Here is a 25,469-nt window from a genome sequence, read left to right on the forward strand (position 1 = left end):
TGATCATAAATCGAAACGATCAACTTTTTTCCGTGAATGGCTGATTTTTTATGGTGAACGCCGTAAACTTTCTGACGAACGGAATTTCAAAACCAAAAAAATCCCCGGATTTTGCGTCCGGGGAGATATCTTGTTTAGTCGTCGAGCGATAAAAGTTTGCCTAAATTTTCAAAACGTTGGGTGTAATCAGAAATCGATCGTTTGATTACCTCAATGGCTTCATCGTGCTCATAAATATGAGTGATTTCCGAATTACGAACTTCGTCGGGAATATCCTTGTAGGTAAGGAAATAGTGCTTCAAGCGAATGATGATATTTTCCGGAACATCTTTTAGCGATTCATAGCCACCATAAACAAAGTCATTGTCCAACACGGCAATGATTTTGTCATCGGCCTCGCTCTTATCAATCATTCGGAAACCACCGATAGGACGCGCCGTTACCAGGATATCGCCGTGATGAATAGCTTTCTCGGTCAGCACCACAATATCAATTGGATCACCGTCACCCTTGATTCCGTTTCGGCCGGTTTTTTCACTACAATAGTCACCAACCAACTTGCCACAATAAGTCTGCGGGATAAAACCATACAGTGCGGGAACCACGTTGGAATACCGCTGGGGGCGGTCGATTTTCAGGTAGCCCGTATCTTTGTCTACCTCATATTTAACGGTATCTGTTGGAACCACCTCGATAAAAGCGGTCACTTTTTCCGGAGCATCACTACCGATATGCACTCCATGCCAGGGATGCGATTTGTACCTCAATCCCATCAGCCGGCCTATCGGATCCGAAAACTTATCTGCCATAGCTCATTTATTTTAAGACACAAAACTAAACAAAAGATTGAAGGACTGGTTCAAACCTCTTATGTTATTCAGTTGAACAACATATTATTCACTATCCAAGCTTCTTTCCTGCCACCACCACAATGGTTTTTTGCAGTTCATTTCCCTGATCGTCGATCAGTGTAATGACATGTTTTCCTACCGACGGACTCACCGGCATCTGATGCTTCCCGGTAGTTTCACCAAGATATTTATCATCGAGGTGCCAGTAAATCACAGCATCCGGATTGGAATGGGCTGCCTCCAAAATGACCTTGCCCGGCGAACCATCTAATTGTATCGGTACAAACACCTGGTTGTTTTCCCGCGGGTAAATCATCTCCATCACTTTCGAGGCAGGTGTTTCAGCACAGTCGGGCCGGAAAGGCGGCAGTGGTTTATACAGCGGATTCCTTCGTTTGTAATACCATTCCATCACAGGCGGCAGCACAAACCACGATTTGTGAATCATCTTGTCCACCGGTACACACTGACTTGTCACCTGCCACTTCCCAGTCGGATCAAGGTGTACCAGTCGATGAAAGGGACAAGCTTTCGTATGCAGGCCTTTCGGCATAATCCACGTCGTATCGGCATCGGTGCAATAGGGTCCCATCCGGTATCCGCTTTCGCGACATAAGGGAACTCTCACCATCTCATCCACCGGCTGCGTAAACCACTTTCCGGCAGGTAGCAAATGAAAAATATCGAACATGATGGGCGCTGCTGCTGTCGTTCCGGTCAATCCCGGACGACCTTCGCCATCAGCATTGCCGCACCAAACAGCTACGAGGTAATTCCGGTCGAGTCCAACGGCCCAGCCATCGCGGAAGCCAAAGCTGGTTCCGGTTTTCCAAGCAACCTTCCGGGAAGAGGCAAAGGATTCCCAACCGGCCTCTTCCGACGGACGATGCACTTTTAGCAGGGCTTTAAAAGTCAGCCACGCGGCTCCGGCCGAAATCGGAATATCTTTCGCTTCCTGCTTCGAATAACTTTTTCCCTGGTAAGACGGTTCCCTGAAATCGTTTTTTAGGGCCTTGCCATCCATTGTTTCATAATGTATCAGGATGCGTCCCAACGACGAATAGGCGCCGGCCAAATCCCACAAATCAACTTCGCCACCGCCCAGTATCAGCGAAAGTCCATAGTGATTAGCGGGATGATTCAGGGTAGAGAAATGCAGCCGTTTCATTAAGCCGTAGAACCGATCGACACTGAAGTCGCGCAACATACGCACAGCCGGTATATTCAGCGATTTCGATAAGGCCATGGAAGCGGGAACAGCTCCTTCAAATTTCAGATCGAAATTCTGCGGACTAAAACCACCTATGTTGGTCGGAATATCAGGAATTAACGTGTTGGGAAGAATCAAACCATCGTCCTGCATGGCTGCATAAAGAAAGGGCTTCAGGATACTTCCCGAACTTCTGGGAGCGGTTACCACATCCACATCTTCGCCATGTTCGCCGTTCCCCCTATCCGGATCGTTTCCCACATAAGCAAGCACCTCGCCTTTTTCCACATTCAGCACCAAAGCCGCCGCATTGAAAATACCGTTGGCTTTCAGGGCTACCAAGTGTTGCCGGACCACATCATTCACATGCTGCTGCAGATTCCTCTCTACGGTCGTCTTAATCCTTTCTCCGGGATGCTCTTTCAACACCCGGTTCAGCAACTGCGGAGCAATTCGCGGAATAGCATAAATTTTCTGAGGAAGCTCTTCCAGCTTGGCCAGCCGACAGGTCATCGAGTCGATCTTTCCTTGCTGCTGAAGCCGATCGAGCAACCGGTTTCGCTTGGCCAGCAATAGTTTGTTTTGTCTGCCGGGATACATCAGTGAGGGTGCGTTCGGCAAAACGGCCAGCGTCGTCGCTTCACTCCACGATAACTGGTCGGGACTGCGACCGTAATAACGCCAGGCCGCGGCATCCAGCCCGACGACATTTCCCCCGAAAGGGGCGTGAGAGACATACAAACGCAAAATCTCATCTTTGGAATAACGCACCTCGGCACGAACGGCCAGTGCCATCTCCACCAACTTTTGCCACAGGTTGCGCGGTTTTCCCTTCCGGGAAAGACGAATAAGCTGCATGGTGATGGTACTTCCGCCACTGACGATTCGTCTGTTACGGATATCCTGAATCACGGCGCGGCCCAGGGCAAACGGATTGACGCCGGGATGTTGATAGAAATGCTCATCCTCGAACGTGAGAACTGCCGTCTTGTATTTTTCGGGAACATATCCGATTTCGGGAAAACGCCACTGCCCGTCATCGGCAATGTGGGCACCGAGCAATGCCCCGTTTTGACTTTCGATGACGGTAGAGCAAGGATCCGAAAAAAGCGGATTGGGCAAACTGAACCACCAAAACACCATAAGTGCCAGCAATCCTGCCCCGACATACACTTTCCACTTTATCCGAACCCTCAACTTCCTCATGCTCATTCGTCCGCTTTCCGAAATCATTATTTTACGACTTCCACCCATTCACCCGGCCGCCGCGCCGTAATACGGTTATCGTACATGGCCTGGCAGAGGACTGACGGCAGATAGAATTTTCCTTCATATGCCGCATTCAGCATCACGCGGAACGTTTTTCGCTCATTCGGTTTCAACTCAAAATAGGTATTCACCCGGTCGTCACGGATATCCTGGTAATCGAATGCATCGTTCTTTAAAGAGCTCGGCACATCGTTCAACCGTTGGTTAATAATTTCCCATCCTGACGGGAAAATGGTTGTCAATGCCATCTCACGATAAATGCCACGTTGTCCCGGGTTTTGAACCGTAACAACGGCTACAAAATCAGTTCCCTGTTCCAGCTTCGACGGATCGATTTTGTTTCCCTGCATATCGGTGTAACGGACGTTCATGAACAGATTGCTTTGAACCGATGTGGTGTCACCCGTTACCGGAATACCTTCGGTCGTCACGCGGGCATACATCACATCAGATGTTTCATTCTTCACACTCAACTCCGCCGATTGATTATTTTTCAGGGCAATGGATTGCTGCCACAACGGTTTGTTGGTTTCCACCGCTTTCGCGGAAGATTGATTTACAGCAACACTTGCCTTCAATAGTTTGTCTGTCAGTTTTTGTTTGCCGGCAAATTCGGCGATCGCAATCAACGAATACGCAGTGGTCTGTGTGCTCATCCAATCATCGGTCGAGAGCTGATGTGCCAGTTCGGTTACCAGCGGGAACGCCTCTGCTTTCCGGTTCATCAACGAAAGTGTCTCCAGGATCATCGCCTCATCGCGCCAGTTGGAACCATATGTTCCGTACAATTCCCGGTAGGGTTTCACTTCCCGGCTGAGCCCGCTGATAATTTGCGATGACACTTCCGGCTGACCGGCCACCGCATAAGCAGCTGCCAAACGCCACTTGGCGATGGTGCTGACGTCTTTTTCTTCGCGTAAGCGGTTCATTGCACCCATGTCGGGATGTTGCGCCAATGCCAAAGTATACAACCGGTAGGCCTGAATGAGTGCCGATTGTCTGTACCGATTCGAACCATTTTCCCAGTTGCGGGCCATATTCTGCTGATAATTCAGCCATTTGCTCTTCATTCCGTAAGGCAGCGTATAACCGGCTTCTTCGGCCTTGAGCATGAAGTGCCCGGCATAATTGCTTCCCCATGGCGAAGCGTACGCCGACCCCGGCCAGTAACCAAACCCGCCGTTACTCAACTGGAAGGTGGTCAACTTATTCAATGCAGCCCGGATGTTATCTTCAATTTCCTGCTCTTTGTCCGACGGAATTTCAATCAAACGATCCAGCATCAGTTGGGGGAAAACGGCAGATGTTACCTGCTCGACGCAGCCATGCGGATAGTGAATCAAGTAATCCAACCGGCGGCTTAAATCGAGCGGCGGAATTCCTGAAAGTTCCAGACTAGCGGTGTTGGTTCCTTCCATTCCCGGTGCTTTGACCGGCGTTTCCCAGGTTTTTCCGGGCTGAATAAGCTGTTCTGAAACATTGGTCACCCGCGGATTGGACGGCCGGACGTTCAGCTTGATTTGATAACTGGCGGTATATTTTCCGCTTTGCGCGGTAATTTTCACCTCTCCGATACCGGTTTTATCAGCCACTTTCAGATTGAAACCGGCCAGTTGATCGCCCACTTCATCGAAATGAATTTTTTGTGTGCTATTGCCAACCGTGGTAAAGAGATTGTTCGTCTCAACTTTCACCGTCACATCCTTCACCTCCGGTTTCATGGCGAATACGTTCACGGGAAATTTTACTTCTTCGCCCGGACCGAGTACGCGCGGCAAGGTTCCCAGCAGCATCAGCGGCTTGATGACTTTCACCGACTTATCGGCATTTCCGTAAGCGCCGTCATTGCCGGCAACAACCATTACACGGACTGCACCGATGTAGTTCGGCATTTTCAGCGTATGCGTCTGTGTTTGATTTTTTCCTAAAGTGAATGGACCAATGAACTGCGCTACCGGCTCGAAACGATTGACCTTTTTCCTTTTGGAAGCCGCCAGATTCTGGTCGCCCCCTACAGCAAATGCCTTTTCCAAACGTGCACCGTAAGCGCCAATTACATCATCGTAATAATCCCAGGTTTTCACTCCCAAGGCTTCCCGTGCATAAAATACCGGCCAAGGGTTTGGCGTCTGGAAGCGTGTCAGATCGAGCAGACCTTCATCTACCACGGCCAACGTATAAGTCATTTTTCGACCGTTCTTTTCCGATACTTTTACCTCATACGGTTTTTCAGGAGCCAGTTCATCCGGCATCTCAATCTGCGGATTCAGGTGTGTTGTTGGATCTTCCACCATGATGGGGATGACGCCATATAGTCTTATCGGCGCATCATTTTCGGTTTGCGCGTGCGGCTGAATCAGGGAAATGTGGATAAAGATGTTAGGCGCCATGTCAGGTGTGACATCGAACTGGAAAGTTGTATTCTTCTCCTTCGTTTTCACCCAGAACATTTTCAGCACTTTCGAGCCGTTCTCCAGACTCACCAGCGCCCGGCCGCTCTTCCCGGAAGGAATGGTCACCGTCACTTTGTCGCCAACCTGATACTTATCCTTGTCGGCTTTGAATGCCAGCATGGTTGCCATGCCCTGCATTCCATCGGTGGCCCAGCCTCCCCATTTCGAGAAATAGGCGGTAATTCCCGTGCTGTGCCCGCTCACCGGATCTTTCACGTAAATCAGATAACGACCGTTGTCGTCCCAGTTTTTGTAAGGAATCTTCAACGAAACCTTTCCTTTCCCGTCCACGGTATTGACTGTACCCTGTAGCACCGGCCGGCGGTAATTGCCCGTCACATAACGCGCGAGGTGATCTTCGCCGGAATCCCACCACCAGCGCCAATCCACTTTGTACACACTAATTTTTAATCCCTTCCGGGAAATCGGTTTTCCTTCCGGATCGACCGTAACAATATCCAGCGGATAAGTGGTTTCAGTTTTGTACCAACCCGATTCGGAAGCCGGTAGTTTGATTCCCACAAAGGAGCTGTATGGTGTATATTTTATTTTCTGTACATCGATGCTGAAATCACCTGTCTCTTCGAAAACACGCGTCGTGAAGAAAGCATTCAACATTCCCGGAGCCGACGTCAGTTTGGGCAATTTAAAATCGACACCGGTCTCCCCTTTCTCGTCCAGCCTGCCATCGAAAATATTCTGCTCTTCCGATACCAAATCCTTCGAAGGATCATCGAAATGGTAGTTGGCGTATTTCGGAAATGCCGTTTTTATGGCTGAGAAATTGACAGCGATTCGCGCCTTGAGATTTTTAGCAATGCCGCCGTGCAGCCACGTCGCCTTCAATGTGCCGTGCAATGGCTCTGAAGAATAAACCAACTGCTTCGTATGAAAATCGAGATTAATTTTCAGCCGGTTGGGTTTCACGGTCTCTACTTTGATACGTTTCGTGAAGGTCTGTCCTCCGACTTTCAACACCGCGTGCCAATTCCCGGTAGGTGCATCAGCGTCGGTCTTCGTTGTGAAGCAGTAAAATCCGTTTTCTCCGGCCGTTTTTACCTGACGACTCATCGTCTGCCCTTTCGGATTGATAAACTCGAAAATGACCGGATGCTGTTCCGGCAATTGGTGGTTCTTATCTTCCAGAATAAACGTCAGGTAAATGCGGTCGCCGGGCCGCCAAACGCCCCGCTCTCCATAGATGTAGCCTTTAATTCCTTTCTGAACCACACCTCCCGATATATCGAAATTACTTAGCGACAGGGATGAGCCGTCATCTAACCGCAGATAAGCGTATTGACCGTCTTTCTCTGCTACCAGCAGGAAAGGCTTGTTTTTCAACTGAACCGTCGCAAAACCATCCGCATCGGTCGTCAATGTTTCCATTAGTTGATCCTGGTAGTTGTATATCTTCAACTGAACACCCGACTCAGGCTCGGTGGTCTTCAGGTTGCTCACGGCAAAATTCATCGACTTGTCGTTGCCGCCTTTGGCAATGATCCCCAGATTGGTTGCGAACAGATTTTTAGCAACAAAACGATTAGAGTTGTAATAGGAGACATTCTCCGGGTTATCGCGCTGCGACCAATCGTATCCGGACGGATAATAATAGTCGCTGTACCAGCCCGGTTCGTCCCACTGCTCCATCTCCTTTTCGCGTTTGCGGGATGCTTCCAGTTCATCAATGGACGACGTTTGGTTGTCGGGCAGTTGGCTCATTCCATACACCGAAAAATCTTTATGAAACCGAATCTGAACACGGTAAATCGCTCCCGGCTCAATCTTTATCAGCTTAGCTAAATCGATTTTGTAAGTATTCCAGTTCTTCAACTTCGAAAACGAGGAAACATTCAGATTGATTTGCTTTTGCAACACAAGACGTCCCACCCGTTTAATATCAGAACTTCCGTCGTATTGATTATCCTGGAAAAACTGGTGAATGTTGTTGGTATAGATTTTTATCACCCGTAAATCAATTGCCCGCAGGTTGACTGCTTCGAATGGCAAAATCAATCCTTCGGATGAAGGCATGATCGTTCCTTTACCGACGAACTTCACTGCCGGTTTCAAATCCTGAAAACGCACGGTTATATCGGAACTTTGTCCAAGTTTATAACCCAGCGCATTCCGGATTCCTTCCGAGATATAAATATGATGCTCACCGGTCAATTGCTCCGGCGGGAACACTTGCAGCTCATTGTTATCGACCACAAACCGGAGATTACTGCTCTTATCGATGGTGACCAGACCTTCCAGATTCTGATCCTTATCTAACGGATCGGAAAACCGAAGCGAGAGGTATTGCTGCGGCTGTTGCACCACACGAACATCGGTCACCTTAAATTCATCGAGGGCGGGCAGCTCCACCTTTTCCGAACCTTCTTTATCCACGCTCAGTGGCTTACCATTCCAACTAACATCCAATTCCTGGGTCGAATTGGTTCGCTGCAAGCTATCGGTCGTAAAGCGATGATTCCGTCCATCGCCATTGTGCTCCCACGTCAACGAAACGGGTTGATTATTCAGGGTCACCTTTATCAGCTGCTCCACCTTTTTATCCGATGCCACATCAGCCGTATGGACTGTTCCCGAAAGGTATTGCCATTTCAGATCCTGATCATCAAATGCCTTTACGGCGAGGTCATTCACCGCAAATGACTGTCTGATGGTCGTCACCGGAAACTTCATCACCTTAAACCGATCAGGAACATCGAGCACTTTACCCAATGCCACTTTCACCTCGTATTTGGTGTCCGACTTCATCGGCTCCGACGGTGTAAACGAGAGCGTGTGCGCATCCAGCCACTGAACGGTCCCCTTCACGGCAGGAGATAGTGTTATCAAACTGCCATCTGCCTCCGTTCCGGGCTGTTTCGGATTTTTCGGCTCTTTATTCAGCTCGACAACAATCGGTGCTTTTACCGAGATAACGCCGCTGGTATAGCGACTAACATATTGTCCGAATCCGCTATCCGGAGTCGATGATTGTTTTTTCCCTTTATCATTACATGACACAAGAATGGATAAAGCAACAAGAATTGTTGCCAATCGAAAGGCAAGTTTCATTTGTCAGGTCTGTTTTGAATAAACTTTTGTTTGAAATGGAATATCGACTCAAGATAAACATCTTTAAGGAGTGTTACGAACAAGATCCGAACACTTTTCAGACAAATTTATCGCTAAGTTCCCCAGTTTTCTTTATCGAGGCTCCGATACTGAATGGCTTCACCCAGGTGATCGGCCAGGATATTTTCCGAACCTTCCAGGTCGGCGATAGTGCGGGAGACCTTTAAAATCCGGTCGTAAGCGCGAGCCGAAAGTCCCATCTTTTCCATGGCATTCTTCAGCAACTGGCTCCCTGCCTCATCCGGGTTGCAGTACTTGCGAAGCATACGCGAACTCATTTGTGCGTTGGCATATATTTCAGTTCCCCGGAAACGTTCGGCCTGGATATTCCGCGCCCGAATTACGCGTTCCCGAATTTTTTCGCTGGGTTCGCCGGGCCGCAATTCCGCCAATTTGTTGAAAGGAACCGGCACCACTTCCAGATGAATATCGATGCGATCGAGCAACGGCCCCGAAATCCGGTTCAGATATTTCTGCACCATGCCGGGCGCACAGACACATGGCTTGGTGGGATGATTATAATAACCGCAGGGACACGGATTCATGGAAGCAACCAGCATAAAACTGGCCGGATATTCTACCGCGAAACGTGCCCGCGAAATACTAATAACCCTATCTTCCAGCGGTTGTCGCATCACCTCCAACACCGTACGCTTGAATTCCGGCAATTCGTCGAGAAAAAGAACGCCATTATGTGCCAGCGATATCTCACCGGGTTGTGGAAATGTCCCTCCGCCAACAAGCGCGACATCCGATATTGTATGATGTGGCGATCGGAAAGGGCGCATGGTCATCAGCGAGGTTTCTTGATCAATCTTTCCAACAACGGAATGTATCTTGGTCGTTTCGAGCGCTTCCTTCAGTGTAAACGGCGGAAGTACCGTCGGAATCCGCTTTGCCAACATTGTCTTTCCGGCACCTGGAGGGCCTATCATCAGTAAGTTATGACTGCCTGCCGCCGCTATCTCCAATGCGCGTTTCACATTCTCCTGCCCTTTTACATCCGAGAAATCGAAGTCACTGTGGTTGATGTTGGCGAAAAATTCTTCGCGGGTATTCACCACCGTTTCTTCCAATGTTCCGTTCCCGTTGAAAAAGGCAATCACCTCGCTGATGTTTTCCACACCATAGATTTTCAGATTATCAACAACCGCTGCCTCGCGGGCATTTTCTTTCGGAACGATGAATCCTTTAAAGCCTTCTTCCCGCGCCTTGATAGCGATGGGCAGAATTCCCTTGGCTGGCTGCAGTCCTCCATCGAGCGAAAGCTCGCCAATCATCACGTACTGTTCCAGTTCAGCATCGTTAATCTGATTAGACGCGGCCAGTATTCCCATGGCAATGGGCAAATCGTAAGCCGAACCTTCTTTCCGGATATCGGCGGGTGCCATATTGATAACGATTTTTTTGCCGGGAATCTGAAATCCGTTCATGCGCAAAGCAGATTCTATCCGTTGCTGACTCTCTTTCACAGCGTTGTCGGGAAGACCGACCAGAAAAAAACGAAGGCCAATAGTGACATCAGTTTCTATGGTAATAATGGTGGCATCGATTCCATGAACGGCGCTGCCATAGGTTTTCACGAGCATGGTTAGGTTATTTTTAGGTCTTGTTCTACTTAAGTTACTACTTTTTGTTAACTATTTTGTCACCCTATGCCAATTTTCTTTCTTAAACCAAACCAACTACACTTCTCATATTAAGCTATTTTATTGGTTATTGGACAAACAGTTCTGCCATCCCATGACGAAACGAAAATTACCGTTATCTTTGTATTTCGAACCAAAAATTGTGGTTATGGGAATGAAGTTCTTCCATGTGCCCCGGAGCAAAGATTTTCGCATGCCCTATCGTTTCTACGATCCCCGTAAAGAGGAAATGGCAGAAAGGGAAGCTCGTATCAAGGCAGAATTAGGCATTAAGGAAGAAGGGGGTAAAGAGAAAGTTACACCGGAGAATTACAAAACGTCGATAAAGGGTTCATTCCGGCAAGGTCTTAGCCGAGGCCGGTTTGCCGAACAACAGCGACGGAAATCCAATATCCGGGTGATCGTTATTCTAGTCCTTCTGGCCTTATTGGCCTTTTATATGTTGAAATAACAAACTGATTATTTAGTGTCAGACATTATCCAGCTCTTACCCGACTCGGTTGCCAATCAAATTGCGGCCGGAGAGGTTATCCAGCGTCCTGCATCGGTTGTTAAGGAATTGGTAGAAAATGCAATTGATGCCGGAGCCAATCAAATAAAAATAAATCTGAAAGATGCCGGTCGTACCCTTATTCAGGTAACCGACAATGGGAAAGGTATGTCTCCGAGTGATGCCCGGCTTGCCTTCGAGCGTCATGCTACATCCAAAATAAAAGCGGCGGCCGACCTGTTTTCCATCCGGACGATGGGATTCCGCGGAGAAGCGCTGGCGTCGATTGCCGCTGTTGCTGATGTGGAGTTGCGTACCAAACAGGAAGGCGATGAGCTGGGAACGCGGTTGCACATTGTCGGGTCGGAGGTCAAATCGCAGGAACCGGACAATTGTCCCCAAGGTTCCAATTTCTCTATCAAAAACCTTTTCTTCAACGTGCCGGCCCGCCGGAAGTTTTTGAAGGCCAACAGCACGGAGTTAAAGCATATCATTACAGAGATACAGCGGGTAGCTTTGGCCAATCCGGAACTGAGTTTCTCGCTTATTCATAACGACTCGGTTATTTACGATTTACCTTCCGAAAATCAGCGCAAGCGAATTGTCAATATTTTCGGCAAAAATATCAATCAAAGTCTGGTTCCTGTTCAAACGGACACCACCATTATCCGGGTTTCCGGTTATATTGGGCAGCCCCGGTTTGCCCGGAAAACCATGGGTGAACAGTTCTTTTTCGTGAACGGACGATTTATGCGTCATCCCTATTTTCACAAAGCGGTGATGCAGGCGTATGAGAAAATTCTTCCGCCTGAAACGATTCCGGCCTATTTTCTCTATTTCGAAGTAGAACCAGGCACCATCGATATCAATATTCACCCGACCAAAACGGAAGTGAAATTTGAAGATGAACGCTCGGCCTGGCATATCATTCACGCCTGTATTCGGGAGGCTTTAGGAAAATTCAATGTGATGCCGTCCATCGAATTCGACCAGGCAGGTGCCATCGATATTCCCGTTGCACCGCAACCCGGCGCCGTCGTACCGGAACCGGAAATTCAGGTAAATCCCGCATATAATCCGTTCGAGGAAGAAAAGAAAACGCCGGTCAACCCGTTTCAGCAAAGTCCCAACTGGACCAAGGACCCAAATCTGAAAAGTTGGGATAAACTGTACCAGGGATTTGAACGCTCCAACGATTTCCCGGAAACGGATGAAGAAATATTTTCCGATGAAACGGACGAGGTCATTCAACAACCGTCACAGCAGAACCTGCATGACGAGGCGGAAAACGGGATGCGTAACCACAACTTCCTCCAGGTAAAAAACAAATACATCATTTCGCCTGTTAAGTCGGGACTGATGGTTATTGACCAGCGAAGAGCCCACGAACGGGTATTGTTTGAGCATTTCATGGCCGTTTTGGAGAAAAACCTGGGAACCAGTCAGCGTCAGCTTTTCCCGCCAAGGTTAGAACTTCACGCTGCCGATGCCGAGGTGCTCGACAGTATTCTGGATGAATTGAAAACACTGGGATTTGAAATTCGCAAAGCGGATGAGCAGGCTTTCTTCGTAGAAGGAGTTCCCAGTATGCTCAGTCACCTGGATGCAAGGGAGCTGGTTGAAAAATTGCTGGAAGATGTAAAGAACCGGCCAGTTGATGTGAAAGAAGAGATTAAAACAAATCTGGCACAATCGTTGGCACGCGCTTCAGCCATCAATTACGGCTCGGTATTGAAATACGAGGAAATCGGAGAGTTGTTTGACAGCCTGTTTGCCTGCAAAACGCCGAATTATTCCCCAACGGGAAAGAAGATCATTACCATCATTTCGCTTGAAGAATTTGAAAAATTGTTAAAATAGAATAACAGTTTGCCGCGAAGGAATGGTTATTTTTAATTTTAACATTTCAAAGCATAATTTATGACACAATTCAGACCGCCTTCATATAACGCAATTCCCCCGGTAGTGAAAAACCTCATCATGCTGAACGTGTTGATGTTGGTTGCCACCTGGGCATTGAAAAGCTTTGGTATTGATCTGACCCAGAAACTGGCTCTTTATTACCCGGCTTCAACGCATTTCAGGCCCTACCAGTTTGTAACGCATATGTTTATGCATGGTGGCTTTATGCACCTGTTCTTTAATATGTTCGCCTTATACATGTTCGGTCGGGTGCTGGAAATGGTTTGGGGACCCAAGCGTTTTCTTATTTTTTATTTCATCACCGGACTGGGCGCTGCTGCATTCTATACGCTGGTTAACTACATCGAAATTTCATCGCTGAGGGATTCTGTCGCAGCGTTTATCAATACGCCTTCGCCCGAACTTCTTGCCACATTTGTGAAAGAACATCTGAAACATGCGAGTCCCTGGGTATACGATCTGATCAACAATTGGATGGATAAACCCAATAATCCGGCGTATATTCAGCAAGGAACCGAACTGGTACAGCGCGTACTCGAAATGAAAATGAATATACCGGTGGTGGGTGCTTCGGGAGCCATTTTCGGGGTTTTGCTGGCCTTCGGAATGTTGTTCCCCAACACGCAGCTAATGTTACTATTTCCGCCGATTCCGATTAAAGCCAAGTATTTTGTGATTGGTTATGGCGTAATTGAGTTATTTTTAGGTGTACGGAATCCGGGAAGCGATGTGGCACATTTTGCACACTTGGGTGGTATGATTTTTGGTTTTATCCTGATTAAGTTCTGGAACCGGAACTCCAACAGTTTTTATTGATTTGAGATGGGAATTTTAGAGGAAATAAAATTATCGTTTAAGAATGGCTCATATCTGACGCGGTTGATTTACCTGAACATTGGTGTTTGGGTCATCATTCGGCTAATTTATGTGATCCTTTTTCTTTCCGGAGCACAAGATACGCCGGTGTTGAGTTGGCTTTCACTGCCATCTTCATTCGACGTCTTTTTGACCCGTCCGTGGACGATTATTACCTATATGTTCCTCCATTTCCAGTTTTTTCATATTCTGTTTAATATTCTCTGGCTCTACTGGTTCGGACGTATTTTTCTTGAGTACCACGATCAGCGAAAACTGCTTAGCCTCTATTTGATTGGTGGTGTTGCCGGCGGTTTGGTATATATGCTCGCTTACAATTTCCTTCCCCCTTTCCAGGGAAAACCGTCTGAATTACTGGGCGCATCGGCAGCCGTTATTGCTATCGTGATAGCCATCTCGGTGTATGTGCCCAATCATGTTATTCACTTGATGTTTATCGGGCCGGTAAAAATCAAATGGATTGCTGTCGTTTCCATCATCATGTACATTATCGGATTGGGCGGTAACAACGCCGGCGGCGATTTTGCCCACCTCGGCGGAGCACTGTGGGGCTGGCTTTATATGTCGCAACTGGTGAAAGGCCGTAATGTTTCCCGCGGATTCGAGCGGGTTTTGGATCGTTTCTTCACCTGGTTCAAACCACGAAAAAAGCTGCGGGTAGAACATCGCGGCGAAGCCGTCAATATCGACTACGATTACAACCACAAGAAGAAAGAGCAACAGGAGTACATCAACCAAATACTGGAAAAGATTGGCAAATCGGGATACGACAGTCTGACCAAAGAAGAAAAGGAAACACTGTTCCGAATGGGAAATAAAAAATAACCAAAAGCTACCTTGAAGAGCTTTATCCTCAAAATAGCATTCTTTGTCAACATCTTTTTTGCCCTGGCATTAGGCATATCTTATCTATCGGTGCATATACCACCTGACAGATTCTGGTATCCAGCTTTCCTGGGAATGGCTTATCCGTACCTGCTCCTTGCCAACATCATTTTCATTTTTTTCTGGCTTTGGTTCAAACCACGCCGCATCTGGCTTTCCCTTCTTGTCTTCATTCTCGGAATCAACCATTTCAACGATTATTACCAGCTTCTTCCTACAAAGGATTTTAAAGGGAACGGTTATAAGATACTCAGCTACAATGTTCATCACTTCACTTACGACCTGAATAAAAAGAAGAGTAACTCACCTGAATTGCTGGAGTTTTTAAAAAAAGAAGCACCGGATATTATTTGTTTACAGGAAACCCGCCTGCTGAAAAAAGGGAAATTAAGTCCTTCCTCTATCCGCGATCTTATTCCGTCCATTCATTATTACCAGTTGGCGCATACCACCACGTATGCCGGACCGCTGACCTTTTCACGCTACCCGATTGCCAACCTGGGAGAAATCCGTTTCAAGAAATCGTATAATATGGTGCTTTTCTCGGATATTGTCCTACCGGGAAATGACACGGTACGAGTGTATAATTGCCACTTGCAATCCAACCGTATTCTTCCGAATGAATATGGAGTCGTAGATTCGTTGACCACGGGGAACGATCCAAAACTGCAAGAAACACGGCTGGTGTTAGCAAAACTAAAGAGAGCATTTGTTATCCGGGCTAACCAGGCACGGATTTTATCAGCTCACATTGCAAAATCTCCTTACCCGGTTATTGTTTGCGGGGATTTTAACGATACGCCTGTGTCTTACGCTTACCGAAAAGTGAGAGGCGACTTAAAAGATGCTTTTGTCGAGTCGGGATTTGGAACCGGGAATTCATATAACGGTCAACTACCTTCGTTCCGGATTGATTACATTCTTCACAGCAGCCTGTTTGAAGCGCATAACTTTAAACGCATAAAAGTCGGATATTCCGATCACTATCCCGTAACTACCACTTTGACGATCCGGGATAATAATTCTGAATCAGAATAGCTTTTTTCGCTTGACCAGGTACGACCACAAAACATCGTGAAAGTCTTCGCGAATATCCGCCTCAACTAAATCGATATTAAATTGTCCGCACCTTAGTTTTAGCTCGGTGAAAGTTTTCTCCTGCTCTTCCTGGTACATTTTCCGGTACTCAGCCGGATTCATGTGAATACGCTCACCCGTTTCAATGTCAATAAAGCGATGAGGACGATTGCTATACCCCAACTCTTTCTCCAGCTGGTGATCGGTCACATGAAAAAGAATGACCTCGTGCTTGTTGTAGCGCAAATGCTGCAACGCCTGAAAAAGCTCATCGGGTGCAGAACCCGAAATCATATCACTGAAAATAACGACCAGCGAACGTTTGGGCATGCTCTCAGCCAACCGGTGCAACACATCGGCCGCCTGTGTTCCACGATTTATTTCCGGGGAACCGGTATGGATTAACTCCGCCAGCTTACCGTAAATCATATCGGAATGGACGGATGATAAACGGGCTTCGCTGTGAAAGTGCAAATCTTCGTCGAACATCGACAAGCCCACTGCGTCGCGCTGTCTTCGCATGAGGTAAGTCAGGGCCGCCGCACTGTACACCGAAAAAGCCAACTTGCTTTTCAGTACTTCTCTTCCTCTTCTCCGGTAGGGAAACAACATCGACGAACTGGTATCGACCACCAACTGGCAACGCAGGTTCGTCTCTTCTTCGTATTGCTTAACGAATAAACGCTCCGTCCGCGCATATAACTTCCAATCGATGTGTTTGGTCGATTCGCCCGTATTGTATAACCGGTGCTCGGCAAACTCTACCGAGAAACCATGAAACGGACTCCGGTGCAAACCGGTAATGAATCCCTCCACAACTTCGCGGGCAATCAGTTCCAGATTATCGAACTGCTGAAAGGCTTCTATGTCGAACAGATTTTTCAACGGAAGTGCAATAAAAAAAGGCATAAGAGAAAATCTTATGCCTTGTAAGTATACTCAATATTTTCTTACAAGAGAGCATCTAATTTCGAAGAAAGAATCGTTTTCGGTACTGCTCCAACCTGTTTGTCTGCAACATCACCACCTTTAAAGAAAAGGATGGTAGGAATATTGCGAATGCCAAATTTAGCCGCCGTTCCAGGATTGCTATCCACATCCATTTTGGTAACTACCACTTTCCCTTCATAATCATGGGCCAGCTCTTCCACCAGTGGACCAACCATACGGCACGGGCCACACCATTCAGCCCAGAAATCGACTAATACAGGTTTGTCTGATTGCAATACAATCTCCTCGAAATTAGCATCAGTAACTTCAATTGCCATGTCAATATTTTTTATAGTTATTAGAATTTTCTTTGGAAAGCCCAAAGTTACAAATTAATTAATTGTAAACGCAATATCCGGATTATTTTGAAAATACTCCACCAACTCATCAGTCAGTTCGATGCGTTTGTTCCGGGAAAACATCTGAACCCGAAGATTGTTCTTGGCATCAAAAACGGCAAACTTCAACAGAGTGCTGCCGTTATTTCCATTCAAACGCTCACCCAAATCCTTAAGGAATTCATTGGTTACCGTTTCGACGGGAATTTCGAGCATGACACTTTTTACCTGACCACGCAATTCACTCAGCAAATCAATTTTATTTACCTTGAATTCCCAGTCGTTGCTATCGCGCCACCTTGGCTGAACCTTCCCTTTCACCAACAGGAACAATCCCTGCCGGCAGTATTTCCCGAAATTGACGTAATCGTTGCCGAAGAAATATATCTTATGCGACTCGCTGTAATCCGTCAGCGTTAGTGTTGAGAACGGCTTTCCGTTTTTCGAAATACCTTCATGCGCTTCGGTCACCATTCCGGCAAACGTTATATCGCGGTTGCGGAAAGCGTCGATGTTCTCTTTTAACTGGGCCAGGTTGACACCTTTCGTACAGAAACTTTCGATCTCCAGTTTATAATCGTCGAGCGGATGGGCCGAGAGATAAATTCCGATTAAGTTTTTCTCCTTGTCAAGCAAAACAATCCGCGGCCATTCAGGAACATTCGGAATGTCCGGCTTTTTGACCTCAACAGCGTTTGCGCCGCCGAATAACGAAGCCATCGCGTTCTGTTTTTCACTTTGCATGCGCCCACCATAGCGAACAAGCGACTCGATAAATGAAACGCCCTCGTTGTTTTCGGCAAAAAACTGGGCCCGCTTCATGTCACCGAAACTATCAAAAGCACCGGCCATCGCCAACGACTCAATGTTCTTCTTATTGACCGTTTGCAAGTTAACACGTTCCACGAAATCGAAAAGATCTTTGAACTCTCCGTTTTCTTCGCGTTCGCGGATAATTTCATCCACGGCAGCATTTCCTACGCCTTTTATAGCAGCCATTCCGAAACGCAGGTCACCTTTCTTATTCACGAAGAATTTGGCCCGTGACTCGTTCACATCGGGTCCGAGAACCGGCAGCCCCATGTGGTTCGACTCGTCCATGAAAATGGAAATCTTGTCGGAATTGGAAAGGTTCCGACTCAACACTGCGGCCATAAACTCAGCCGGGTAATGTGCTTTGAGATAACCCGTTTGGTAAGCAATATAAGCGTAGCAAACCGAGTGCGATTTATTAAAAGCGTAAGACGCAAAAGCTTCCCAGTCCTTCCAGATTTTATCAATCAACTTTTCCGGCTTCTGCCCTACTTCTTTGCATCCCTCAACAAACTTTTCGTTGCTCAAACAGCCATCATGGAACTTCACCTTCAGTTTCGCCATCAGGTCGAACTTCTTCTTACCCATGGCTTTCCGCAAGGTATCGGATTCTCCCCGGGTAAACTGTCCCAACGCTCGCGATTGCAACATCACCTGCTCCTGGAAGACCGTAATTCCGTACGTGTCGTTCAGGAAGGGTTCCATCATCGGATGATCGTATACAATTTCTTCATAACCGTGTTTCCGGTTAACGAAATTGGGAATGTATTCCATTGGTCCCGGACGGTACAGGGCATTCATTGCCACCAGGTCTTCAAACCGGTTGGGCTTCAGTTTGCGCAACCATTTTTTCATTCCCGGCGACTCGAACTGGAAGATAGCTGTTGTATCACCCCGACCGAACAATTCAAAAGTTTCCTGGTCATCCGGCGGCAGCGCGTCGATATCGATATCAATTCCTCGCGAAAGCTTGATGTTGTCGAGACACTCTTTTATAATCGACAATGTTTTCAGCCCGAGGAAGTCCATCTTCAGCAAACCGATATCTTCCACGAACCGTCCGTCATACTGGGTGGTCAGCAACTCCTCTTCCTTGGTGGGCATTACCGGAAGGTGTTCATCCAACGGATTTTTCCCGATAAGGACACCACAGGCGTGTACCCCCGTTTGCCGGACCGAACCTTCCAGCGTTTCAGCCAACCGGAGTGTTTTGGCAACCAACAAGTTTTCTGATTGCTTTTCCATCTCCAGCTGCGGATTTTCCTTGTAGGCCTTCTGCAATGTCATTTTCGGCGCTTCAGGCACCATCTTCGCTAACCGATCGGCTTCGGGCAACGGTAACTTCAACACTCGGGCCACATCCCGCAAGGCCAGCTTGGCAGCCATGGTTCCGAATGTACAGATGTGCGCCACCTTATCGTGACCATATTTATCTGTTACCCAATCCAAAACGAGCTGACGTCCGTCATCATCGAAGTCGATATCGATATCGGGCATCGATACACGGTCAGGATTCAGGAAACGCTCGAACAGCAAATCGTACTTAATCGGGTCGACATTGGTAATTCCGGTGCAGTAAGCAACGGCAGAACCCGCTGCCGAACCACGTCCCGGGCCAACAATCACGCCCATTTCGCGGGCAGCGTTGATGAAGTCCTGAACAATCAGGAAGTATCCGGGGAAACCCATGGTTTTAATGGTCTCCAGCTCGAAGTCGATACGTTCCTTATTATCGCCGGAGAACGCTTCGCCATAACGCCATTCGGCTCCTTTGTAAACGAGGTGCTTGAGATAATCGGCTTCGAACTTCACTCGTATTACTTTGTCGTAGCCTCCCATCCGGTCATACGCTTCGCCAAATTCTTCTTTCAGTTCATCTTCACTGAACTTGTTCCTGAACTCTTCGAGCGTACCGAATGATTCAGGTATGGGGAATTCCGGCATAATCGGACTGGAGTCAAGCTCGAAAAATTCAACCTTATCGACAATTTCCTGCGTGTTAGCTAAGGCTTCCGGAACATCGGAAAACAATTCGTTCATCTCAGCAGTGGTCTTAAACCACTCTTGTCGGGTGTAACGCATCCGGTTCGGATCATCAATGTCTTTTCCGGTATTCAGGCAAATCAACAAGTCGTGTGCTTCGGCATCTTCCTCGTTCGTAAAGTGCACATCATTGGCAGCGATGATTTTTACATTGTACTTTTTCGCCAACCCCACCAGCACTTCATTCACCATTACCTGCTTGTCGTACACATCCATTTTCATCCTTGGATCGTCGGTACGATGCCGCTGAAGCTCCAGGTAATAGTCATCGCCGAATACACTTTTGTACCACTCGATGGCTTTTTCGGCTCCGGGAATATCACCACGCATAACCAGCTGTGGTATCTCTCCACCCAAACAAGCCGAAGAAACAATAATCCCTTCGTGGTACTTTTCCAGCATCGTCTTGTCGATACGTGGCTTATAGTACATTCCCCGTGTATTAGCTATCGATACCAGCTTCAGCAGGTTTCGGTAGCCTTTCTCATTCTTGGCTAACAAGATCAGGTGGTTTCCCGAGCGGTCCACCTTATCCGATTTGTCATCCAGGCTTCGGGCTGCTACATAGGTCTCACAACCTAAAATCGGCTTCATCCCATTTGCTTTACACGTGGCATGAAATTCTTTCATTCCGAACATCGAACCATGGTCAGTCAGCGCGACTGCCTTCATACCATCGTTCTTTGCTTTTGTAACTAAATCGGGAACACTCGCAGCTCCATCCAATATGGAATACTGACTGTGGACGTGCAAATGGGTAAATGGGATCATACGGTAATTTTTATTATTCCTCTGCTCAATACGTTCTCCTTCCGGAAGAGGTTTCCGGCTTCTTGTTTTTTCACGACTAAAGATAGAAAATTGCTACCCGCCGATGAATTTTACTTTTCAACACCTTGTCAAAAACATGGTTTAACCGGGCCGCAAAATTATATCAACAATTCTACTTTGGAAAAAGCAACGCATAAAAAAAGGGAGAACCCACCGGCCTCCCTTCATATATCCTGTTAAACAATTATTAGTTAATCGTAATTTCCCTGTCGGTGGTCGAAATGGTTTGAATACTCGTATAGGCCGATGTTTCAAATTTCAGGGCAATGACTTCGAACTTCAGTGTACCTGGTACATAGTTCGATACATAAGACGTCGGGATACTTAACTCAACGGTATCCTTTCCTGTTCCTCCGGCAAAAGGTGCAATATTATACACCTGCGTATCACCGCTAAAAACCTTCACCTGGTAACCATCGGCATTGGCCACTTTATCCCACTTCAGATGCACACTGCTTGCGTCTGCCTGGTATTCGGCTGCGGTAATATGCGGAGGATAGAGGAACTCACTTGTCAAATCATTGGTTTCCGTGGCCGTCATCCCATCGCTGAAATTAACCGAAAAAGTGTAAGTTCCCGGGACCGGAACGGTTGAAGTCATTTCCGAATCAGGAGTTTGCAGGTAGTAAGAATAACCACTGCCATCATAACTGTCAAGCGGAACCGTCTGCCCATCGGGTGTCTGTACCTCAACACTGGCTGCCGATGCCAGGGTTATCGCAGAATAGACAATCCCGTGGACGGTATCGTTATTGTATACTTTTGTCTGTGAGAATACATCTACTGTAGTTGTATAATCCGGCTTGGACTTTTTATTACACGATGCTAATCCCATCAGTATCAATCCAACACTTAATAACACATGCAATCTTTTCATAAATATGTATTTGATTTTACTATTGTACTATTGAATAAGATGATGTTCGGGAGAAAACGTTGCAATAAAATTACGTTTTTTATCAGAAATTCTCTCAAAACAGTCGTCGAACCTCGATTGATATTTGTTCTCTCCTAATCATTTGAAAACCACAGAACGGGTATTTCAGAATTAAAATATTGTTGTAACTTTGCCGAGCATTTAAAATTTTCAAATACTAATTGTAATTTCTTATGCCAGTAAAGATTCGTTTAGCAAGGCATGGTCGTAAGAGACATGCTTACTACCACATTGTGGTAGCAAATAGCAGGGCGCCACGGGATGGTCGATACATCGAAAGGATTGGTTCTTACAATCCGAACACAAATCCTGCTACAGTAGAGCTTGATTTTGACAAAGCTCTTGACTGGCTACAAAAAGGCGCCCAACCAACCGATACTGCTCGTGCGATTCTTTCGTACCGCGGTGTGCTGATGAAGAAACACCTGTTGGATGGTGTGAAAAAGGGTGCTTTCGACGAAGCAGAAGCTGAAAAACGTTTTGAAGCATGGATGAAGGAAAAAGAAGCCAAAATCCAGGCTAAAGTTGATCGGTTAGCTGCTGAATCTGACGAAGCATACAAAACAAGGCTGGAAGCCGAAGCTAAAGTTAGCGAAGCCCGCGCTGCAGAGATTGCCAAGCGCAACGCAGAAATGGCTGCCGAAGCTGAAGCCGCCAACGCTGAAGAAGCTGCAGAGGAAGCATCGGAAGAAGCAGAAGCTGCTCCGGAAGAGCCTGCTGCTGATGACAGCGCCGAAGAGAAAACCGAAGAATAAGGTTTTCATTTCTTTGCTCCGACTTCGACGTTGGGAAAAAGAAATACAAAGCGATGGTCTTTTAGGCCGTCGCTTTTTTTATGTAACTTATCCGAACATCTAACGACTTTTAATAAATGATGAGAGCTATCGTTAAAGAAGATTGCACATCCATTGGTTATTTGCAGAAAACACACGGATTGGATGGTAGCTTTACTATGCATTTCGAAGAACAATTCGACCTGACACTGGAAGAAGCGAAATATCTTTTCCTGGAAATCGATGGAGGATTGGTTCCTTTCTTTATCAGTGAAGACGGCTTTCGCTATCGAGGTAACGACAGCGCCATCATCCATTTCGACGAAATTACTTCGCAGGAACAGGCACGTGAATTTACCGGATGTGCTGTTTTTGTATTTACCGATGAAATTATTGAACCCGAAGAGGAAGCCTCCCCTTCGATGCTGATGGGTTACGAAGTAATCGATCAGAAGCATGGCTTGTTGGGAAAAGTTGTACACGTCGACGATTATTCCGGAAACCTGGTTATTACGGTTATTTTCCGTGAAAACGAAGTATTAATTCCGCTCTCTGATGATGTGCTGACCGAAATGGATGAAGCCAACCGTCAGCTCAAATTGATTTGCCCGGAAGGTTTGATTGAGCTTTACCTGGAATAATTTTTTCGAAAGAAGTGCAACTTTAGGCCAACTTACGCGTCAATACTTATATAACCAAAAAAGAAAGATCCAATGACAGCAAAGATTTTTTCGCTTATGGTTGTTCTGGCTTTCGCCTGGAACATAAGCGCCAAAGCCCAGGAAACTGATAAACGCACACTCCCGCCATTTACAGAAATTTCCCTAAGAGTGAGCGGCGATGTTCATCTCATGCAGGGTGATAACCAGTCGGTGGAAATAAAAGCCAAGGCTTCCACCATCAATAAACTCATTACCGAAGTAAAAGATCGCAAACTGGTGATTCGATTCAGTACCACTGACTCGTGGTTCAAAAGCTGGAATCCCGGTAAAATAGATATTTACATTACGATTCCCCAAATCGATGCACTCTCGGTTTCCGGTTCTGGTTCAATTCTATCGGATGATGAAATTACTTCACGAATACTCGATTTGGCAGTAAGTGGAAGCGGCGACATCAAGCTAACTGATTTAAGCGCTGAAAAAGTATCTGCCGCCGTTTCCGGTTCAGGAGACATTTACCTGGAAGGCAGCGATACATCTGATTCATTCGAAGCAGCTATCTCCGGATCGGGCGATATCAAAGCGTCCGAACTGAAGGCAAAGAATGTGGATGTGAAAATTTCCGGCTCGGGCGATTGCGACGTTTATGCCGTTGACCAACTCAAGGTGAGAGTGATTGGTTCCGGAACTGTCCGTTACGATGGAAATCCGCAGATTGATTCAAATGTCAGCGGTTCCGGTGGATTCAAGAAAGGACGTTAATCAGCGAAAAGGATATAAAAAAAGAGCGGGAAGAAATCTTTCCGCTCTTTTTTTGTGCTCAATATTTTTATTTCCGCAGTATCTGAACTTCACCACTAACTCCCAGGCGAATAACACTGGATGGAGAAGTTGGCATTCGTTCTTCCTGCCGGTATTGTACAACGTAATCAACGCCTTCAACAATTTCCGGACTCACTTCATCAAAGAATGCCGGCGACGGCTCGCCACTGATATTTGCCGAGGTTGAGACAAGCGGCTTGTGGAAGCGCTGAATCAGTTGCTGTGTAAATGGCTCCTCTGTTATTCGGATGCCAATGCTTCCATCTTCGGCAATCAGATTCGTCGCCAGATTTTTGGCTCCCGGATACACAATCGTCAACGGCTTGTCCGCGACGTCAATCAAATCCCAGGCAACTTCCGGCACTTCCTCAATGTATGAATTTAGCAGATTGGGATTTTCCATCAGCACCAACATGCTTCTGGAGCTTTCCCGTTTTTTTAATTCACTAACCCGGGCAACCGAGTCAGCGTTTGTCGCGTCGCAACCAATGCCCCAAATAGTATCGGTGGGGTAAAGAATAATACCACCTTTCTTCAATACCTCCAAGGCCTGTCGGATATCTTCCCGAAAATCAGATTCCATGAAAATGTTTAATTCAATATTCTACATTAAACCGATACACCGTACTCACGAAGTGCATCGTTGAGCGAAGTTTTTAAATCAGTAGAAGGCTTGCGCTTTCCAATGATCAACGCACAGGGAACGCCATATTCCCCGGCAGGGAATTTTTTCATCCGGGTACCCGGAATAACCACTGAATTGGCCGGAATATGTCCTTTGTATTCCACTTCCTCGTCACCGGTTACGTCGTATATTTTAGTCGATTTGGTGAGCACTACATTGGCTCCAAGCACAGCTCCTTCTCCCACATGAACGCCTTCCACTACAATACAACGCGAACCAACGAAGCAATTGTCCTCGATGATAACAGGAGTAGCACCTACCGGCTCCAACACGCCGCCGATGCCTACACCTCCGGAAAGATGGACATTCGAACCAATCTGCGCGCAACTACCTACCGTAGCCCAGGTATCCACCATCGTGTTCTCGCCTACCCACGCGCCAATATTCACGTAGGACGGCATCAGAATCGCTCCCTTCGACAGGAATGAACCATAACGGGCTACCGCATGAGGAACCACGCGAACGCCGAGTTCCTTGTAATTTTTCTTGGTGGCAATTTTATCGTGAAACTCCAGCGAGCCCACTTCGATGGTTTCCATCCCCTGAATCGGGAAATAGAGAATCACCGCTTTTTTCACCCACTGGTTGACAACCCACTCGTCACCATTTTTCTCGGCAACCCGCACCTTGCCCTTATCGAGCATCTCAATTACCTCACGGATGCAGCTTTGCGTATCTTCTTTCTGCAGCAAAGAGCGATCTTCCCACGCTGCTTCAATCGTTTCGATGTATTTATCCCACATAATATTCGTTTTAAATCACAAAA

General features: G+C 47.0%; 18 protein-coding genes. 8 read left to right on the forward strand and 10 right to left on the reverse strand.

All coding sequences use genetic code 11. The features are described 5' to 3' along the window. Positions 1–134: 134 nt before the first annotated feature. The 4 genes from CLV93_RS02685 to CLV93_RS02700 all read right to left on the reverse strand — a co-directional run bounded on the left by CLV93_RS02685 (position 135) and on the right by CLV93_RS02700 (position 10,498). Positions 135–809, reverse strand: a complete 675-nt coding sequence (locus CLV93_RS02685; RefSeq protein WP_106540611.1) for an inorganic pyrophosphatase — start codon at positions 807–809, stop codon at positions 135–137. Positions 810–900: 91 nt separating this feature from the next. Continuing rightward, complete coding sequence (pbpC, locus tag CLV93_RS02690) at positions 901–3,273, reverse strand: penicillin-binding protein 1C (protein ID WP_106540816.1); 2,373 nt, start codon at positions 3,271–3,273, stop codon at positions 901–903. A 20-nt stretch (positions 3,274–3,293) separates the two neighbouring features. Beyond that, on the reverse strand, positions 3,294–8,849 hold the full coding sequence (locus CLV93_RS02695; RefSeq protein WP_106540612.1) for an Ig-like domain-containing alpha-2-macroglobulin family protein: 5,556 nt from the start codon (positions 8,847–8,849) through the stop codon (positions 3,294–3,296). Between the two features lie 113 nt (positions 8,850–8,962). Continuing rightward, positions 8,963–10,498: a YifB family Mg chelatase-like AAA ATPase gene (locus CLV93_RS02700; RefSeq protein WP_106540613.1), complete on the reverse strand. Its 1,536-nt coding sequence runs from the start codon at positions 10,496–10,498 to the stop codon at positions 8,963–8,965. A gap of 208 nt (positions 10,499–10,706) precedes the next feature. Here CLV93_RS02700 and CLV93_RS02705 point away from each other — a divergent pair, with 208 nt between their 5' ends. The 5 genes from CLV93_RS02705 to CLV93_RS02725 are packed head-to-tail and all read left to right on the forward strand — an operon-like array spanning position 10,707 to position 15,770. Further along, a complete protein-coding gene (locus CLV93_RS02705; protein ID WP_146141930.1) occupies positions 10,707–11,009 on the forward strand; it encodes a hypothetical protein in 303 nt (100 codons plus the stop codon). Between the two features lie 15 nt (positions 11,010–11,024). Next, on the forward strand, positions 11,025–12,908 hold the full coding sequence (mutL, locus tag CLV93_RS02710; protein ID WP_106540615.1) for a DNA mismatch repair endonuclease MutL: 1,884 nt from the start codon (positions 11,025–11,027) through the stop codon (positions 12,906–12,908). Between the two features lie 60 nt (positions 12,909–12,968). Beyond that, on the forward strand, positions 12,969–13,787 hold the full coding sequence (locus CLV93_RS02715) for a rhomboid family intramembrane serine protease (protein ID WP_106540616.1): 819 nt from the start codon (positions 12,969–12,971) through the stop codon (positions 13,785–13,787). Between the two features lie 6 nt (positions 13,788–13,793). Next, entirely contained in the window at positions 13,794–14,672 is an 879-nt protein-coding gene (locus tag CLV93_RS02720) for a rhomboid family intramembrane serine protease (protein ID WP_106540617.1), read from the forward strand. A gap of 12 nt (positions 14,673–14,684) precedes the next feature. Further along, complete coding sequence (locus tag CLV93_RS02725; protein WP_106540618.1) at positions 14,685–15,770, forward strand: endonuclease/exonuclease/phosphatase family protein; 1,086 nt, start codon at positions 14,685–14,687, stop codon at positions 15,768–15,770. Here CLV93_RS02725 and CLV93_RS02730 read toward each other — a convergent pair. From CLV93_RS02730 to CLV93_RS02745, 4 genes are all read right to left on the reverse strand, one after another. Next, the gene (locus tag CLV93_RS02730) at positions 15,762–16,718 is read right to left on the reverse strand and encodes a DUF58 domain-containing protein (protein WP_106540619.1); all 957 of its coding nucleotides are present in this window, start codon (positions 16,716–16,718) and stop codon (positions 15,762–15,764) included. The two genes, CLV93_RS02725 and CLV93_RS02730, sit on opposite strands and share 9 nt — an antisense overlap. Positions 16,719–16,759: 41 nt before the next feature. Further along, positions 16,760–17,077 carry a thioredoxin gene (gene trxA / locus CLV93_RS02735; RefSeq protein WP_025863097.1) on the reverse strand — a complete coding sequence of 106 codons (318 nt, stop codon included), beginning with the start codon at positions 17,075–17,077 and terminating at the stop codon, positions 16,760–16,762. Positions 17,078–17,131: 54 nt separating this feature from the next. After that, positions 17,132–20,764 carry a DNA polymerase III subunit alpha gene (gene dnaE / locus CLV93_RS02740; RefSeq protein WP_106540620.1) on the reverse strand — a complete coding sequence of 1,211 codons (3,633 nt, stop codon included), beginning with the start codon at positions 20,762–20,764 and terminating at the stop codon, positions 17,132–17,134. Positions 20,765–21,011: 247 nt separating this feature from the next. Then, complete coding sequence (locus tag CLV93_RS02745; protein ID WP_106540621.1) at positions 21,012–21,701, reverse strand: hypothetical protein; 690 nt, start codon at positions 21,699–21,701, stop codon at positions 21,012–21,014. Between the two features lie 233 nt (positions 21,702–21,934). Here CLV93_RS02745 and CLV93_RS02750 point away from each other — a divergent pair, with 233 nt between their 5' ends. From CLV93_RS02750 to CLV93_RS02760, 3 genes are all read left to right on the forward strand, one after another. After that, positions 21,935–22,516, forward strand: coding sequence for a 30S ribosomal protein S16 (locus CLV93_RS02750; protein ID WP_106540622.1), 582 nt, complete (start codon positions 21,935–21,937; stop codon positions 22,514–22,516). A gap of 116 nt (positions 22,517–22,632) precedes the next feature. After that, positions 22,633–23,175, forward strand: a complete 543-nt coding sequence (rimM, locus tag CLV93_RS02755; RefSeq protein WP_106540623.1) for a ribosome maturation factor RimM — start codon at positions 22,633–22,635, stop codon at positions 23,173–23,175. Positions 23,176–23,247: 72 nt separating this feature from the next. Further along, entirely contained in the window at positions 23,248–23,958 is a 711-nt protein-coding gene (locus CLV93_RS02760) for a head GIN domain-containing protein (protein ID WP_106540624.1), read from the forward strand. Between the two features lie 67 nt (positions 23,959–24,025). Here the strand turns inward: CLV93_RS02760 and CLV93_RS02765 are convergent, their stop codons facing one another. Together CLV93_RS02765 and CLV93_RS02770 are read right to left on the reverse strand one after the other, a co-directional pair. Beyond that, positions 24,026–24,601, reverse strand: a complete 576-nt coding sequence (locus tag CLV93_RS02765; protein WP_106540625.1) for an L-threonylcarbamoyladenylate synthase — start codon at positions 24,599–24,601, stop codon at positions 24,026–24,028. A gap of 26 nt (positions 24,602–24,627) precedes the next feature. Further along, positions 24,628–25,446 carry a 2,3,4,5-tetrahydropyridine-2,6-dicarboxylate N-succinyltransferase gene (locus CLV93_RS02770; RefSeq protein ID WP_106540626.1) on the reverse strand — a complete coding sequence of 273 codons (819 nt, stop codon included), beginning with the start codon at positions 25,444–25,446 and terminating at the stop codon, positions 24,628–24,630. Between the last annotated feature and the right edge of the window lie 23 nt (positions 25,447–25,469).

Source organism: Prolixibacter denitrificans (genome assembly GCF_003014495.1).
Taxonomy (GTDB): domain Bacteria; phylum Bacteroidota; class Bacteroidia; order Bacteroidales; family Prolixibacteraceae; genus Prolixibacter; species Prolixibacter denitrificans.